Origin of the sequence: Chimaeribacter coloradensis, from assembly GCF_002858715.1 — a bacterium.
In the GTDB taxonomy this organism is placed as follows: Bacteria; Pseudomonadota; Gammaproteobacteria; order Enterobacterales; family Enterobacteriaceae; genus Chimaeribacter; species Chimaeribacter coloradensis.
The window spans coordinates 75,188-90,005 of sequence record NZ_PJZH01000004.1 but is presented as its reverse complement, the minus strand read 5'-3'; the positions used below and the strand labels follow the sequence as shown (position 1 = coordinate 90,005).

The window sequence follows — 14,818 nt, the reverse complement described above, 5'->3', positions numbered from 1 at the left end:
AAATAATGATAATTACATAAATTCCTAATTTCCGGTGCACCCGGCTTTTTCATTGATCGTGATAAACGCCGACGTTACACTGAAAAAAATCCCGCATTAAGGCATCGCTATGCTGAAAAGATTCAAACGCTATCTCACTGTCGGGGTGGTGAATACATTAATTCACTGGGCGGTTTTTTTGATGTTGGTCTACAGTATGGGGTCTAACCAGACATTCTCTAATCTGATGGCCTTTTGCGTAGCCACCACCTTTGGCTTTTTTGCCAACGCAAAATGGACATTCAACCAGGCCCACTCTCTTTATCGTTATTTTATCTACGTCACCTTCCTGGGGCTGATGGCGGTGCTGTTTGGCCGCGCGGCAGATGTGCTCTCGATGCCACCGCTGATCACCACCCTCACATTTTCCCTGTTCAGCCTGGTGATTGGTTTTCTTTATTCTAACTTCATTGTTTTCAAGGAGAATAAAAGATGAAAATCTCCCTGGTGGTGCCGGTTTATAATGAGGAAGAGGCGATCCCCTTTTTTTATCACACCGTACGGAATTACCCTGAATTAGCCGCCTGGGACATTGAAATTATCTTTATTAATGACGGCAGCCGTGACAGCACCGCTGACATTATCCAGGCGCTGGCAGCGCGGGACCCATTGGTGCAGGTGGTCAATTTCTCCCGGAATTTCGGCAAAGAGCCGGCGCTGTTTGCCGGGCTGGAATATGCCACCGGGGATGCCGTAATCCCGATCGATGTTGACCTGCAAGACCCGATCGACGTGGTGCCGCAACTGATTGATAAATGGCAACAGGGCGCGGACATCGTGCTGGCCAAGCGCCGTGACCGCTCCTCCGACAGCCGCCTGAAACGCCGCTCCGCCAGCGGCTTTTACCGGCTGCACAATATGATCAGCCGCCCGAAAATCGAGGAGAATGTGGGCGATTTCCGGCTGATCTCGCGCGAGTTTGTCGAGAAAATCATCGCGCTGCCGGAACGGAACCTTTTTATGAAGGGCATCCTGAGCTGGGTGGGCGGCAACATCGCCATTGTGGAGTACACGCGTGAAAAACGGGTGGCAGGCAACAGCAAATTCAATGGCTGGAAGCTCTGGAACCTGGCGCTGGAGGGCTTTACCTCCTTTTCCACCGTGCCGCTGCGCGTCTGGACTTACCTCGGCTTTACCATCTCCCTGCTCGCCTTTGCCTACGGCGCGTACATGATCATCGACAAGCTCGTCTGGGGAAATGCGGTGAAAGGCTACCCCTCGCTGCTGGCGTCGGTGCTGTTCCTCGGCGGTGTGCAGCTGATCGGCATCGGGGTGCTGGGGGAGTATATCGGCCGGATCTATATCGAATCCAAGGGGCGGCCGCGCTACATCGTGAAAAATGCCCCGCAGGAAGACAACGTCATCCGCAGCCATTTCACCCGGCACACGCCGGTTAACCCCGGCAGCGCCGTCGCCGGAAACAGGAGGGAGCCGTGAAAAAGTCTGTGATTTATCTGCCGCTGATGGCGTTGGGTGTCTTTATGGCGCTGGCCGGCATGGGGGCCAACTCGTTCTGGGTGGATGAGATTTTTACCATGGAGTCGGTGACCAGCGGTTTGCGTAACCTTTACGTCACCTACCTGTTTAATGATGTCCACCCGTTCCTCTACAACACGCTGCTGTTTTTCTGGGTGAAAGCCTTCGGCATCAGTGAAACCGCCGCCCGCTCCCTGAGCTTTGTCTTTTCGGCCGGCACCGCGCTCTACGTTTACTGGCGCGGGCGGCAGCTCTTCAGCACCGGCGTGGTCACCCTCTACCTGCTGCTGTTCCTGACCAGCTTCGGCTTTATCCATTTCGCCCAGGAGGCGCGCTCCTATTCGCTGCTGGTGCTGCTCTCCACCATCCAGACGTTCGAATTTATCGCCTTTTTGCGCGGCAACCAGAACAAGGCGGCGTTCTACCTGGCGTCGGTGCTGGTCTCCTGGACGCACATCATCGGGCTGTTCCTCACCGCTGCCTTCCTGCTGACGCTGTTTATCTCGCGCCCGAAGCGGCTGCGGATGTTCATCGAATTTACGTTGCTGATGCTGGTGTGCGTCTCGCACTTTATCGTGATCTTTATGGTCTCGGGGTTCGGCGGCAAAAACTCCTGGGTGCAGGCGGTCAGCCCGGTACACCAGATCTATAACGCCATCCATATCGCCTTCCCGGTGGCGAACCTGCCGAAAATGGTGGTGGGCGGCGGCGTCGGCAGCCTGCTGGTGGCGCTGGTGTTTGTGCTGGTGTGTGCCTGGCCGTTTATCCGCCGCCCCCGCCAGCCGGAATTCGCCACGCCGGGCGCTTACCTGCTGGCACTGATTGTGCCGCTGGTGGCCTTTATTGCGCTGTCGTGGCTGATTTCCCTCTACAAGCCGATCCAGCTCGACCGCACCATGTATGTGTGTGCACCGCTGGTGATCCTGATTGTGGCGCTGTTCCTGCAGGAGATGAAAACTGCCGGGGCGGTCATGGCGGTGCTGGTGGCGGGGGTTTCCCTGGCCGCCTCCTATAAAGATGCCTACTCCGATAACCTGAATTATCTCAGCGGCAAAGAGAGTTATGATGAATCCACGCTCTATATGGTGGCAGCCTGCAATGCCGGGTATTCCGTCGGGTATCTCTCTATTGAATACCCGCACTGGAAATATAACGATTTTTACCGGCAGAAATATGCGCCCTATATGATGAATGCGCGCTGCAAAGGGTTATCCACGCTGCTTAACCCGGAAAAAGAGCAGCCCGATCTGGTGCAGTTTAATCACCCCTCCCGGGTGGCGGTGGATATGGCGAAGCCGCTGCTGGCCGCCGGGTATAAATTTATCGACCTGCCGGACAATGAACGGAAATATAACCTGAATATTCTGGTCTCCCCGCGCTATGTCCGGGAAACCGGCGTCAAAACCCGCGACGTGCGTTTTAAATCCTGACCCCTGCTTCCCCGGCGGATAACCGCCGGGGCGCACGGCCTTAAATAGCCTTTATTTATTCTTTTTCCGTAAAGCCATTTATCTGCTAAGCATTGCGCTAATTACACTAAGCGCGCGCTTTACACCCCGCTCCCCGCCTAATTACACTCGCGAGAATAGAATAACGATCCTTTTCCCGCAGCCAGACGGTAATGCCGGTTCCGCATTGCCCCTGTTTTCTGCGCCCTGATTTTTACCTTTAATTTATCCCGGGAGAATAATCATGGTTGATGCCGTTTCACCTGCGCCGACACACCGGCCGGGCACCCCGTCGGCGGCGCGTATCCATACTGCGCAACAGGCGCTGGAGGCGGCGCAGGCCGTCGCCGCGCTGGCCGCGCCCGGTGCCGTGGCCCGGGACCGTGACCGCATTTATCCGCATGAGGCGCTGGCGCTGTTCAGCCAGCGCGGGCTGGGGAGCATCACCATTGCCGCAGAATATGGCGGTGCCGGGCTGCCCTTTACCGTGCTGGCTGAGGTGTTCCGCGTGATCTCCGCCGTTGACCCGGCGCTGGGGCAGATCCCGCAGAACCATTTCGGCCTGATCCGGCTGATTGATGAACTGGCCCCGGCGGCGCTCAAGCAGAAAATATTCGGCGCGGTGGTGGGCGGGCAGCGCATCGGCAACGGCGGCCCGGAGAAGCACACCCGCCATACGCTGGATATGCAGGCACGCCTGCACCACACCGGTCACGGGCTGCGCCTGACGGGGGACAAGTTCTACTCTACCGGCGCACTGTTCGCCCAGATTATCGCGGTCAAAGCGCTGGACGACGCCGGGCAGCCGGTGCTGGCGCTGATCCCCCAACCGGCTGCGGGGCTGGAGATTATTGATGACTGGTCAGGCATGGGGCAGCGCACCACAGCCAGCGGCAGTATGCGGCTGCGCGACGTGGCGGTCGCTGCCGACCATGTGCTGCCGCTCTCCCTGCTGGCGCAGCGCCCCAACATCCAGGGCGCGATTTCCCAGCTGATCCAGGCGGCGATCGACGCCGGGATCGCCCAGGGAGCGCTGGATGAGGCGCACGCCTTTATCCGCGAGCGTTCGCGCCCGTGGGTGGATGCGCAGACCGCCCGCAATGCGGACGACCCCTACATTCTGGCCGACGTCGGGCGGCTTGATACCGAGCTGGCGGCAGCCAACGCCCTGCTGCAGCGGGCGGCGCGCATTCTGGATGAGACAGACGCCCGGCCGGTGACGGCGGAAAGCGCGGCGTACGCCTCTATCGCGGTGGCGCAGGCCAAGGTGCTGACCACCGAGGTGGCGCTGCGGGCCAGCGAGAAGTTGCTGGAATGGGGCGGCAGCCGCGCCACGCTGGCGGAATTCGGGCTGGACCGCCACTGGCGCAACGCCCGTACCCACACCCTGCACGATCCGGTGCGCTGGAAATACCACGCCATCGGTGCCTATACGCTGAACGGCCAGTTGCCGGCCCGCCACTCCTGGATCTGAACAAGGACATCGCTATGACCACCCATGTTACACCGTCACGCCCGGCGGCGCGGATCACCTCTGCCGGGCAGGCACTGGAAACCGCCGCCGCACTGGCCGGTCGCTTCGCCGCCGGTGCGGCCCGGCGAGACCGCGAGCGCCTGTTGCCGCGTGAAGAGCTGGCGGAGCTGTTCGCCTCCGGGCTGGGCGGCATCACGGTGCCGGAAGCCTTTGGCGGCCCGGCGCTGCCGAACGCCGTGCTGGCGCAGGTGATCGCCCTGCTGAGCGAGGCGGACGGGGCCATCGGCCAGGTGCCGCAAAACCACTTTTATGCGCTGGAGGTGCTGCGGGTGAACGGTTCCCCGCAGCAGCAGGCGCGGCTGTACGGTGAAGTGCTGGCGGGCGTGCATTTCGGCAATGCGCTGGCGGAGTTCAGCTCGGCGGCGGCGCACCAGCGCCATACCCGGCTGGAACGCCACGGCGGGCAGTGGCAGGTCACCGGGCAGAAATTCTATGCCACCGGCGCACTGTTTGCCGGGCGGGTGCCCACTGCCGCGCTGGGTGAGGACGGCAAAGAGCGGCTGGTGTTCCTGCCCGCTGACGCCCCGGGGTTAACCATCGTGGATGACTGGTCAGGCTTTGGCCAGCGCACCACCGGCAGCGGCACCGTGACCTTTGACGCCACCCCGGCCGACGACCAGGACATCGTGCCGTTCCAGACCGCTTTCGAACGCCCGACGCCGGTCGGCCCGCTGGCGCAACTGCTGCACGCCGCCATCGATCAGGGCATCGGCCGCGCCGCCTGGCGGGATATGCTCAGCTTTGTGCGCAGCCAGTCGCGGCCGTGGATCGATTCCGGCGTGGAGAAAGCGAGTGATGACCCGCTGACGCTGGACCGCATCGGGCGGCTGACGGCGCGGCTTGAGGCGGGTGACGCGCTGCTGGAACTGGCCGGGGAAGCGGTGGACGCCGCCCAGCGCCATACCTGCGCGGAGACGGTGGCAGAGGCCTCTGTCGCCGTGGCCCGGGCGCGCGCCTGGACCACGGAAACCTCCCTGGAGGCCGGGAACCTGCTGTTTGAGCTGGCGGGCAGCCGCGCCACCCTGGCGGAGTTTAATTTCGACCGCCACTGGCGCAACGCCCGCACCCATACCCTGCACGACCCGGTGCGCTGGAAATACCCGGCCATCGGCAACTATGTACTGAATGGCGTGCTGCCGCCGCGCCGGGGGACGATCTGATGGCTGGAAAAGAGGTGCTGCTCAACGCCTTTACCATGAACTGCGTCGGCCATATCCACCACGGGCTCTGGACGCACCCGCACGACCGCTCAACCGAGTTCAACCGGCTCAGCTACTGGACAGAGCTGGCCGCGCTGCTGGAAAAAGGGCTGTTTGACGGCCTGTTTATCGCTGACATCCTCGGCGTGTATGACGTCTACCAGAACGGCATCGGCCTCACGGCGCAGGAGGCGATCCAGTTGCCGGTCAATGACCCGCTGATGCTGGTCTCGGCGATGGCGGCGGTCACAACGCACCTCGGCTTCGGCCTGACCGCCAACCTCAGCTACGAAGCGCCCTACCCGTTTGCCCGCCGGATGTCGACGCTCGACCACCTCACCAACGGCCGCATCGGCTGGAATATTGTCACCGGCTACCTCGACAGCGCCGCCCGGGCAATGGGCAGGCCGACCCAGGTGGCGCACGACCGCCGCTACGACCAGGCCGATGAATTCCTGGAGGTGAGTTACAAACTCTGGGAAGGGAGCTGGGAAGAGGACGCCGTGGTGGCGGATAAGGCGCGGCGGCGCTATGCCGATGCGGCCAAAATCCACAGCATCCGCCATCAGGGCGAGTTCTACCGCATGGAGGGTTACCACCTCAGTTCGCCGTCCCCCCAGCGCACGCCGCTGCTGTTCCAGGCGGGCAGCTCGGCGCGCGGGCTGGCGTTTGCAGGCCGCCATGCGGAGTGCACCTTCGTCACCGGCAGTACGCCGGAGGCGATGCGCCATCAGGTGCACGCCCTGCGGCAGGCAGCAGTGGACGCCGGCCGCCCGGCCGATGCGCTGAAAGTCTTTATGGGCGTCGGGGTGATTGTCGCGCCGACCGCCGCCGAAGCGCAGGAGAAGTACCGCGACTACCTGCGTTACGCCAGCCCGGAGGCGGGCATCGCCCACTTCTCCAGCTCCACCGGCATCGATCTGGCGCGTTACGGGCTGGATGAGCCGATTCAGGCCGGGCCGACGCAGGCGATTGAGTCCGTCACCAACACCTACAGCGGCTGGACACGCCGCCGCCTGCTGGAACAGCACGCGATGGGCAGCCGTTACCCGCTGCTGGTGGGTGACCCGTCGCAGGTCACCGATCAGCTGCTGCGCTGGATCGATGAGGGCGACGTGGACGGCTTCAACCTCTCGCGCATCCTCAACCCCGGCAGCTATGAGGATGTGATCCGCTGGGTGATCCCGGAGCTGCAATCCCGCGGGCGCTACAAAACCGCCTACCGGCCGGGCACGCTGCGGCAAAAGCTGTTCCGCCAGGGCGACCGCCTGCCCGCCAGCCACCCGGCAGCGGCATGGCGCGCCCTGACCCAGAACAACATCAGGTAGCAGACCTTTTTACTTTTACTTTTTTCATAGGGAAACGACATGACCACACCACTCTGGGAACACGCCCGCCTGGGCAAAAGTTTGTTACTGGCGGCCTGCATGGCGCTTTCCGGCGCGGCCGCCGCGGCAGAGGGCGGCCCGCTGAAGGTCGGCACCACCGCAGCCTTTTCACCGCCGCTGGAAGCCGCCGCCGCCGAGGCGGGCAAACAGGGGCTGAAGGTTGAGATTATCGAGTTCAGCGACTGGATCGCCCCGAACGTCAGCCTGGAGAACGGCGACATTGACGTTAACCTGTTCCAGCATCGCCCGTTCCTGGCGAATGCCAACCAGGAGGGCGGCTTCCACCTGGTGGCCTACGCCCCGGCGATCATCAACCAGGTCGGGTTGTATTCGAAAAAACATGCCTCCATCGCGGAATTGCCGGACGGCGCCAAAGTGGCGATCCCCAACGACCCGATCAACGGCGGGCGCGGTTTGCTGCTGTTGCAGAAAGCGGGGCTGATTACCCTGACGCCGGGCGTCGGCATCAAGGCCACCACGGCGGACATCGTTACCAACCCGAAGCATATCGACATTATCGAAGTGGAGGCAGTGCAGCTGGCGCGCACGCTGGATGAGGTCGACCTGGCGGTGGGCTACCCGCACTACCTGCGGCTCTCCGGCGTGATCGACCCCAATAACGCGCTGCTGTTTGATGGGCTGGAACACCCCGAGTATGTGATTCAGTTTGTGGTGCGTGACGGCCACCAGAACGACCCGCGCCTGAAGCAGTTTGTCTCTATCTACCAGCATTCGCCGGTGGTACGCGCCAAACTCGACAGCTTCTACGGCAAACTCTACCAACCCGGCTGGAGCCAGTAAGCGATGACGGTGATTGAGCTTCCCCACCCCGGCCGCACCGAGGCGGCGGCGATCCCCTGGCATACCGGCGATGAGACGCACCTGCACCTCGCCGGGGTCAGCAAAGTCTACCCCGGCCAGCAGGTGGCGGCGTTGCAGGACATTGACCTGACCATCCGCCGCGGGGAGATTTTCGGCATCATCGGCCGCAGCGGGGCGGGCAAATCCACGCTGATCCGCACCCTGAACCGGCTCGAGCGCCCCACCGGCGGCCGCGTGGTGGTGGACGGCACCGACATCGGCACGCTGGATGAGGATCAGCTGGTGGCGTACCGCCGCCGCACCGGCATGATTTTCCAGCATTTCAACCTGCTCTCCGCCAAAACAGTGCGGCAGAACATCGAACTGCCGCTGCGCGTGGCCGGGGTGGAAGCCGGGGAGCGCAATCAACGGGTAGACCGCCTGCTGGCGCTGGTGGGGCTGGAAGCGCGGCAGGACGCCTACCCGGCGCAGCTCTCCGGCGGCCAGAAACAGCGCGTCGGCATCGCCCGCGCGCTGGTGCATGACCCGGCGCTGCTGCTGTGTGATGAGGCGACCTCGGCGCTCGACCCGGAAACTACCCGCGCCATCCTTGATTTGCTGCGGCAGATTAACCGCGAGATGGGCATCACCATTGTGCTGATCACCCATGAGATGGAGGTGATCCACGACCTCTGCCACCGTGTCGCGGTGATTGAACGCGGGCAGATTATCGAACAGGGGCCGGTGTGGGCGGTGTACGGCAACCCGCAGCAACCCACCACCCGCAGCCTGCTGACGCCGGGGCATGACCGGCTGCCCGCCCGTTTCAGTGACCAGCTGACCGCTACGCCGGGAACGCCGCACGCCCCGCTGCTGGTGCGGCTGCGCTACCACGGTGACGGCGTCACGCCCGATCTCAACCGGGTGCTGGCGGCGTTTAACGGTACGGTCACGCTGGTCGAGAGCGCCCTGGAGCCGATTCAGGGGCGCGCGGTCGGCCACCTGCTGCTGGCCGTGACCCCTGCCGGCGGCGCACCGCTGCCGAATTCTGATGATATTGCTGACCGTGTGGAGGTACTGGGTTATGTCACTGCTGCTTGACCGCCTGTGGGGCGGGTTCCTCGACACGCTGCTGATGGTGGGCATCTCCTCGCTGCTGGCACTGCTGCTCGGCCTGCCGCTGGCGGTGGTGCTGGTGGTAAGCGACCGCAACGGCCTGTATGAGAATGTGTCGCTGAACCGGGTGCTGGGCGGGCTGGTCAACCTGTTCCGCTCAATACCTTTCCTGATCCTGATGGTGGCGCTGATCCCGTTCACGCGGATGCTGGTCGGCACTTCGTATGGCGTCTGGGCGGCGGTGGTGCCGCTGACGGTGGCGGCGATGCCGTTTTTCGCACGGATTGCGGAAGTCAGTTTACGCGAAGTCGATCACGGCCTGACGGAAGCCGCGCAGGCGATGGGCTGCAAGCGCGGGCATATCATCCGCCATGTGCTGCTGCCTGAAGCGCTGCCGGGGATTGTCAGTGGGTTTACCATCACACTGGTGACGATGATCAACGCCTCCGCGATGGCGGGGGCGATTGGCGCGGGCGGGTTGGGCGACCTCGCCTACCGTTACGGCTACCAGCGTTTCGACACGCAGGTAATGCTGACGGTGATTGTGGCGCTGGTGGCACTGGTCACGCTGCTGCAACTGGCCGGTGACCGGCTGGCGCGCCGCCTTAACCACCGCGCCTGAGGGTCGGTCAGGGGATTCTTCTGCATTTTTCAGCTTCCGTTTGCCGGATTTGTTGTTTTACTTCCGGCCTGCGGTCAGGAATAGTGCCTGAACGGCATTATGCATTCCCATTATCCTGATGCTGTACAGAGAATGAGGAGAGTCCATGGATCAGATCTGTTTTGTTGAAACCACCCCTGATGATGCCTGTATTGTGCCCCTGATCGCGGCGCTGGCCGGCGAGTGCCGCCAGCGTTACGGCGTGAATTCCGGCGATCGCGGCGACGGCCCGGCCTCCTTGTACTCTGCGCCGCAAGGCGCGTTCCTGGCGCTGAAGCACGGCGACGAGGCGATCGGCATCGGGGCCTACGCCCCTTATGATCATGACACCGCGGCGCTGTCGCACATCTGGACGCGGCCTGACCACCGCCGCCAGGGCGTCGCGCTCTATATGGTGCAGGAGCTGGAGCGCCGCGCCCGGCTGGCGGGGTATAAGCAGGCGTTTCTTACCACCGGTTTCCGCCAGCCGGAAGCGGTCAGCCTCTGTTTGTCCCTCGGCTACACCCCGCTGTTTGACATCAACGCCGATCCGGCCCGCTACAGCGAACCGCCCTACGACGGCCACCTCTCTTTCATCAAATGGCTGGTGCCGCTCACCGCCGTCAAACCCGGGCGGCCGGATACGAACAGGGTGCCGTTGCCTTAAGCAGATAATCGCCCATAAAAAAACCCGGAAACGAGTTCCGGGTTGTGACGTTCAGGCGCAGCAGAAATGTTACTTCCGGAACTGCTCAATCAGCCGGGCGGCGGTGGCGGCAGAGGAGGTCGGGTTCTGCCCGGTGATCAGCAGGCCATCGGTTACCACGTAGGAACCCCAGTCTTCCCCTTTGGAGTAGATCCCGCCTTTCGCAATCAGCTCATCCTCCACCAGGAACGGCACGACCTTCGTCAGCCCGACCGCCTCTTCCTCGGTATTGGTAAAGCCGGTGACTTTTTTGCCTTCCACCAGCGGGCGGCCAGCCGGGGTTTTTACGTGACGCAGCACGCCCGGCGCATGGCAGACAAAAGCGACCGGTTTGTTGGCTGCGACAAAGGCTTCAATCAGCGCAATGGAGTGGCGGTCTTCTGCCAGATCCCACAGCGGGCCGTGGCCGCCCGGATAGAACACGGTGTCGAAACCGGCCTGGGAAACGCTGTCGAGACGCACGGTGGCGGCGAGCTGCGCCGTGGCCTCGGCATCCGCTTCAAAGCGGCGGGTCAGATCCGTCTGGAACATCGGCTCATTGCTTTTTGGGTCCAGCGGCGGCTGGCCACCGGCCGGGGACGCCAGCGTGATGGTCGCGCCCGCTTCTTTGAAGGCGTAGTAAGGGGCCGCCAGCTCTTCCAGCCAGAAGCCGGTTTTACGGCCGGTATCGCCAAGCTGGTCATGGGAAGTCAGTACGATTAATACGTTCATGGTGTCTCTCCGAATATCAGAATGTAAGGGTTGTCTAAAATAGACCGGTCGTCTTAAACTCGCCGCTAAAAAAACGCCGGTAAGGCGTTTTCAAAGAAAGCGGGTACTGCGGTTACTGTGCCGGCAGGTTAAGCCACTGCCGGGTCGCTGCCATCGCGGCGTCAAATGGCTGCGTGGTACGGGTAATCTTCACCATCACGCTGGCCCCGAGCCAAAGCTGGTAAAGGCTCTGGGCTGTCTCATCGGCGTTTACGTCCACCTGAAGCGACCCGTCGTGAAGGCCCTGGTTGATCACCCCGGCGATATGCCGGGTAATGGCCCCGGTGCCGCGCCTGAGCGAGGTACGCATCGCTTCTGATAAATCAGCCACTTCTGCCCCGAGTTTCACCGCCAGGCATTTCCCCTGGCAATCCTCAAAGGACTGGTTATCCCGCCACTGCTCAAAGTAGGCCATCAGCCGCTGGGCGGCAGTGAGATCCTGCCGGGCAAACAGCGCGCCCATCTCTGTGAGATAGTCATCAAAGTAGTAATTCAGCAGCGCTTCGCCAAACGCCTCTTTGGAGCTGAAATAGTTGTAAAACGACCCTTTCGGCACCGAGGCCGCGGTCAGGATTTCGTTCAGCCCGACGGCGGAGAACCCTTTGGCCGCCATAATGCGGTACCCGGTATCCAGGATGCGCTGTTGCGTGCCGGCCGTTTTCTGTGCTGTTGTTTTGTTCATGAAGTAACCTTAGACTTAATTAGACCAGTCGTCTACAAAAATCTCTGTTTATTTTATTTTGCCCATAAAAAAACCCGGAAGCCAGTTCCGGGTTGTGGACGAATCAGAGCGGTAATCAGTTACTAACCGGGATCACTGCGCCTTTGTATTTGGTGCGGATCCAGTCCTGAATCTGCTTGGAGTGCAGCACGGTCACCAGCGCTTTGATGTCCGGTTTGTTCTCGTCACCGTGGTGTACGGTGATGATGTTGGCATACGGGTTGTTCTCACCGCTCTCAACCGCGATCGGGTCTTTTACCGGGTCGAGGCCCGCGTCAATCGCGTAGTTGGCGTTGATGACAACCGCGTCACCTTCGTCATTGTTATACATCTGCGGCAGCAGCGAGCCTTCGACGTTCGGCAGGAATTGCAGGTTTTTCGGGTTTTCCACGATGTCGCTGATGCGCGCGTCAGTCTTGCTCACGCCCGGTTTCAGCTTAATCACGCCTTCACGCTCGAAAATAGAGAGGATACGCCCCTCTTCCGCCACGGCGTCACGCATGATGACTTTGCCTTTGTTCGGCAGGTCTTTCAGGCTTTTGTACTTTTTGGAGTAGATGCCGATAGGCTCAATGTGGATCGCGCCTGCGCTGACGAAGTCATAGTCTTTGTCGCCTTCGTGGTCTTTCAGCACGCTGTTCAGGTAAGGCACATGCTGGAAATAGTTGGCGTCGATGTCACGGCTGGCCAGCGCGGTGTTCGGCAGGATGTAGTCCTGGAACGGTTTGATCTCCAGATCGATGCCCTGTTTCGCCAGAATCGGCTTGGCCTGCTCCAGGATTTCAGCGTGCGGCACGTTGGACGCGCCCACGGTCAGGGTGTCTGCCCAGGCGGAGAGGCTCAGGGCGGAGAGCGTGGCCGCAGCCAACAGTGTCAGTGCTTTTTTCATCTTATTTTTCCGTCTGTTAACGTTTATCGAGCAGGGAGGTGATCACATCGCCCACCAGTTGGATGATGAACACGATGATCAGGATCATCACGGTCGCCACCAGGGTGACGTCGTTATGGTTACGCTGGAATCCTTCCAGATACGCGAGGTTGCCGAGGCCGCCTGCGCCGATGACCCCGGCCATCGCGCTGTAGCTGACCAGCGCGATCAGCGTCACGGTGATGCCGGAGACCAGCGCCGGGGAGGACTCCGGCAGCAGCACGCGGAAGATCAGGGTGCTGACGCGCGCGCCCATCGAGCGCGACGCCTCAATGACGCCTTTGTCCACTTCACGCAGGCCGATCTCCACCAGCCGGGCGTAAAACGGTGCCGCGCCGACAATCAGCGCCGGCAGGGCGGCGTTGGCGCCCAGGATGGTGCCGATCAGTGTTTTGGTGAACGGGATCAGCAGCACAATCAGGATGATGAACGGGATAGAGCGGAACACGTTCACGATGACGGAAATCACCGTGTAGAGCGGCTTATTCTGGAACAGGCCGCCGCGCGCCGTCAGAAACAGCGCCAGGCCCAATGCAATGCCCAGCAAAAAGGTGGCGATGCCGGAGAGCGACGTCATATAGAGCGTTTCAAGCGTGGCCGCCCAGAGCTGATCCAGTTTCAGGTGCGGGAAAAGGGATGCGATCATTGGACTACCTCGGTATTGATGTCATGGTGTTGCAGGTCGTGCAAAATTTTCTCCAGCAGGTCCGGCGTGGTGTTGACGTGCAGCCACAGTTCGCCGAACGCGCCGTTGGCGGTCTGGGTCATCTTGCCGTGCAGGATGTTAAACGGCAGCTGGTAGCGCAGCGCCAGTTCTGACACCACCGGCTGGTGGGCGTTGGTGCCGGTGAAGGTCAGCTTCAGCACGTTGCCGCCCAGGGATTTCACCAGCTGCGGGTTAAACGCCTCTTCCGTCTGCTGGTATTGGTTTACCTGGTTGACGAACTGGCGGGTAATCGGCTGTTGTGGGTGGGTAAACACCTGGATCACTTCACCCTCTTCCACCACCCGGCCACTCTCCATCACCGCCACCCGGTGGCAGATTTTGCGCACTACATGCATTTCGTGGGTGATCAGCACGATGGTCAGGTTAAGCTTGCGGTTGATGTCCAGCAGCAGCTCAAGGATGGCGTCGGTGGTTTGCGGGTCCAGGGCGGAGGTGGCTTCGTCACACAGCAGCACTTCGGGATTGTTGGCGAGCGCGCGGGCGATGCCGACGCGCTGTTTCTGGCCGCCGGAGAGCTGGGAGGGGTAGGCATCCTCACGCCCCTGCAGCCCGACCAGCGCCACCAGCTCCTGCACCCGCTGGCGGATCGCCGTTTTCGGTGTGCCGGCAATCTGCATCGAGAACGCGATGTTCTCGCTGACGGTGCGCGACCAGAGCAGGTTAAAGTGCTGGAACACCATGCTGATTTTCAGACGGGCGCGGCGTAACTGCTCACCGCTGGCCTGGGCGATGTCCTGCCCCGCGACGTTCACCACGCCGGAGGTCGGTTTTTCCAGCCCGTTCAGCAACCGGATCAGGGTGCTTTTCCCCGCCCCGCTGTAGCCGATGATGCCGTAAATCTGCCCGCGTTCAACGCTCAGGCTGACGTTATCGACCGCCACAATCGGCTGTTTATCGCCGTTAAATTGTTTGGTCACGTTCGAAAGAACGATCATATCCCCTGTTCCTTATCAATTGCCGCTATTTTCAGCAAGATGCTGAATAAATAATCTGCTGCGTTGAGCTTTTATTTATAGATGAATAACTGGCATTCATGACATAAAAAGTGTGTTTGCCTGCCCATGCTAAAGAATGCGCTACCTAAGCGAAAGGATTAAAACAGGTTTGCTTATGGCTTTTTTTTCTAACCTTATAGTTGCTTGTGGTTTTCACAGGAAAAGCCCCGGTAACCTTTCCGGTTATTATCAGAACGGCAATAAAAAACAGGTAAAAAAAGGGCCACTCAGCGGAATGGCCATAATAACGGGAGTAACGGTTTGCAGAAATGCCCGGCCAGTCAGGCAGCCGGTAAAGGTGACCTGTTACGGGACAGCCACCACGTTACCGAAAACAGGCGACGGAGCAA

15 protein-coding genes are annotated in these 14,818 nt (G+C 61.2%); 10 read left to right on the top strand and 5 right to left on the bottom strand.

The window, feature by feature from the left end; translation table 11 throughout:
• Positions 1–109: 109 nt before the first annotated feature.
• The 10 genes from CYR32_RS06770 (at position 110) to CYR32_RS06725 (ending at position 10,308) form a co-directional block, all read left to right on the top strand.
• Positions 110–475 (top strand): GtrA family protein, encoded by a 366-nt coding sequence (locus CYR32_RS06770; RefSeq protein WP_101823635.1) that lies wholly within the window; start codon positions 110–112, stop codon positions 473–475.
• Positions 472–1,476 carry a glycosyltransferase family 2 protein gene (locus CYR32_RS06765; protein ID WP_101823634.1) on the top strand — a complete coding sequence of 335 codons (1,005 nt, stop codon included), beginning with the start codon at positions 472–474 and terminating at the stop codon, positions 1,474–1,476. Before CYR32_RS06770 ends, CYR32_RS06765 begins: the two co-directional genes overlap by 4 nt.
• Positions 1,473–2,945 (top strand): glycosyltransferase family 39 protein, encoded by a 1,473-nt coding sequence (locus CYR32_RS06760; RefSeq protein WP_101823633.1) that lies wholly within the window; start codon positions 1,473–1,475, stop codon positions 2,943–2,945. The genes CYR32_RS06765 and CYR32_RS06760 overlap by 4 nt, the downstream gene beginning before the upstream one ends.
• A gap of 262 nt (positions 2,946–3,207) precedes the next feature.
• Complete coding sequence (locus CYR32_RS06755) at positions 3,208–4,437, top strand: SfnB family sulfur acquisition oxidoreductase (RefSeq protein ID WP_101823632.1); 1,230 nt, start codon at positions 3,208–3,210, stop codon at positions 4,435–4,437.
• 14 nt (positions 4,438–4,451) lie between these two features.
• A complete protein-coding gene (locus CYR32_RS06750; RefSeq protein WP_101823631.1) occupies positions 4,452–5,657 on the top strand; it encodes an SfnB family sulfur acquisition oxidoreductase in 1,206 nt (401 codons plus the stop codon).
• The gene (locus CYR32_RS06745; RefSeq protein WP_101823630.1) at positions 5,657–7,024 is read left to right on the top strand and encodes an LLM class flavin-dependent oxidoreductase; all 1,368 of its coding nucleotides are present in this window, start codon (positions 5,657–5,659) and stop codon (positions 7,022–7,024) included. Before CYR32_RS06750 ends, CYR32_RS06745 begins: the two co-directional genes overlap by 1 nt.
• Before the next feature lie 39 nt (positions 7,025–7,063).
• A complete protein-coding gene (locus CYR32_RS06740) occupies positions 7,064–7,885 on the top strand; it encodes a MetQ/NlpA family ABC transporter substrate-binding protein (protein WP_101823629.1) in 822 nt (273 codons plus the stop codon).
• Positions 7,886–7,888: 3 nt separating this feature from the next.
• Positions 7,889–8,986 carry a methionine ABC transporter ATP-binding protein gene (locus tag CYR32_RS06735; RefSeq protein ID WP_101823628.1) on the top strand — a complete coding sequence of 366 codons (1,098 nt, stop codon included), beginning with the start codon at positions 7,889–7,891 and terminating at the stop codon, positions 8,984–8,986.
• Positions 8,970–9,623, top strand: coding sequence for a methionine ABC transporter permease (locus CYR32_RS06730; protein ID WP_101823627.1), 654 nt, complete (start codon positions 8,970–8,972; stop codon positions 9,621–9,623). Before CYR32_RS06735 ends, CYR32_RS06730 begins: the two co-directional genes overlap by 17 nt.
• A gap of 145 nt (positions 9,624–9,768) precedes the next feature.
• The gene (locus CYR32_RS06725; protein ID WP_101823626.1) at positions 9,769–10,308 is read left to right on the top strand and encodes a GNAT family N-acetyltransferase; all 540 of its coding nucleotides are present in this window, start codon (positions 9,769–9,771) and stop codon (positions 10,306–10,308) included.
• Between the two features lie 69 nt (positions 10,309–10,377).
• Here CYR32_RS06725 and CYR32_RS06720 read toward each other — a convergent pair whose 3' ends face one another.
• From CYR32_RS06720 to CYR32_RS06700, 5 genes are all read right to left on the bottom strand, one after another.
• The gene (locus tag CYR32_RS06720; protein ID WP_101823625.1) at positions 10,378–11,058 is read right to left on the bottom strand and encodes a type 1 glutamine amidotransferase domain-containing protein; all 681 of its coding nucleotides are present in this window, start codon (positions 11,056–11,058) and stop codon (positions 10,378–10,380) included.
• Positions 11,059–11,170: 112 nt separating this feature from the next.
• Positions 11,171–11,779, bottom strand: coding sequence for a TetR/AcrR family transcriptional regulator (locus CYR32_RS06715; protein WP_101823624.1), 609 nt, complete (start codon positions 11,777–11,779; stop codon positions 11,171–11,173).
• A 115-nt stretch (positions 11,780–11,894) separates the two neighbouring features.
• Entirely contained in the window at positions 11,895–12,707 is an 813-nt protein-coding gene (locus tag CYR32_RS06710; protein WP_101823623.1) for a MetQ/NlpA family ABC transporter substrate-binding protein, read from the bottom strand.
• 16 nt (positions 12,708–12,723) lie between these two features.
• Positions 12,724–13,392, bottom strand: coding sequence for a methionine ABC transporter permease (locus CYR32_RS06705; protein ID WP_101823622.1), 669 nt, complete (start codon positions 13,390–13,392; stop codon positions 12,724–12,726).
• The gene (locus CYR32_RS06700; RefSeq protein WP_101823621.1) at positions 13,389–14,408 is read right to left on the bottom strand and encodes a methionine ABC transporter ATP-binding protein; all 1,020 of its coding nucleotides are present in this window, start codon (positions 14,406–14,408) and stop codon (positions 13,389–13,391) included. The genes CYR32_RS06705 and CYR32_RS06700 overlap by 4 nt, the downstream gene beginning before the upstream one ends.
• Between the last annotated feature and the right edge of the window lie 410 nt (positions 14,409–14,818).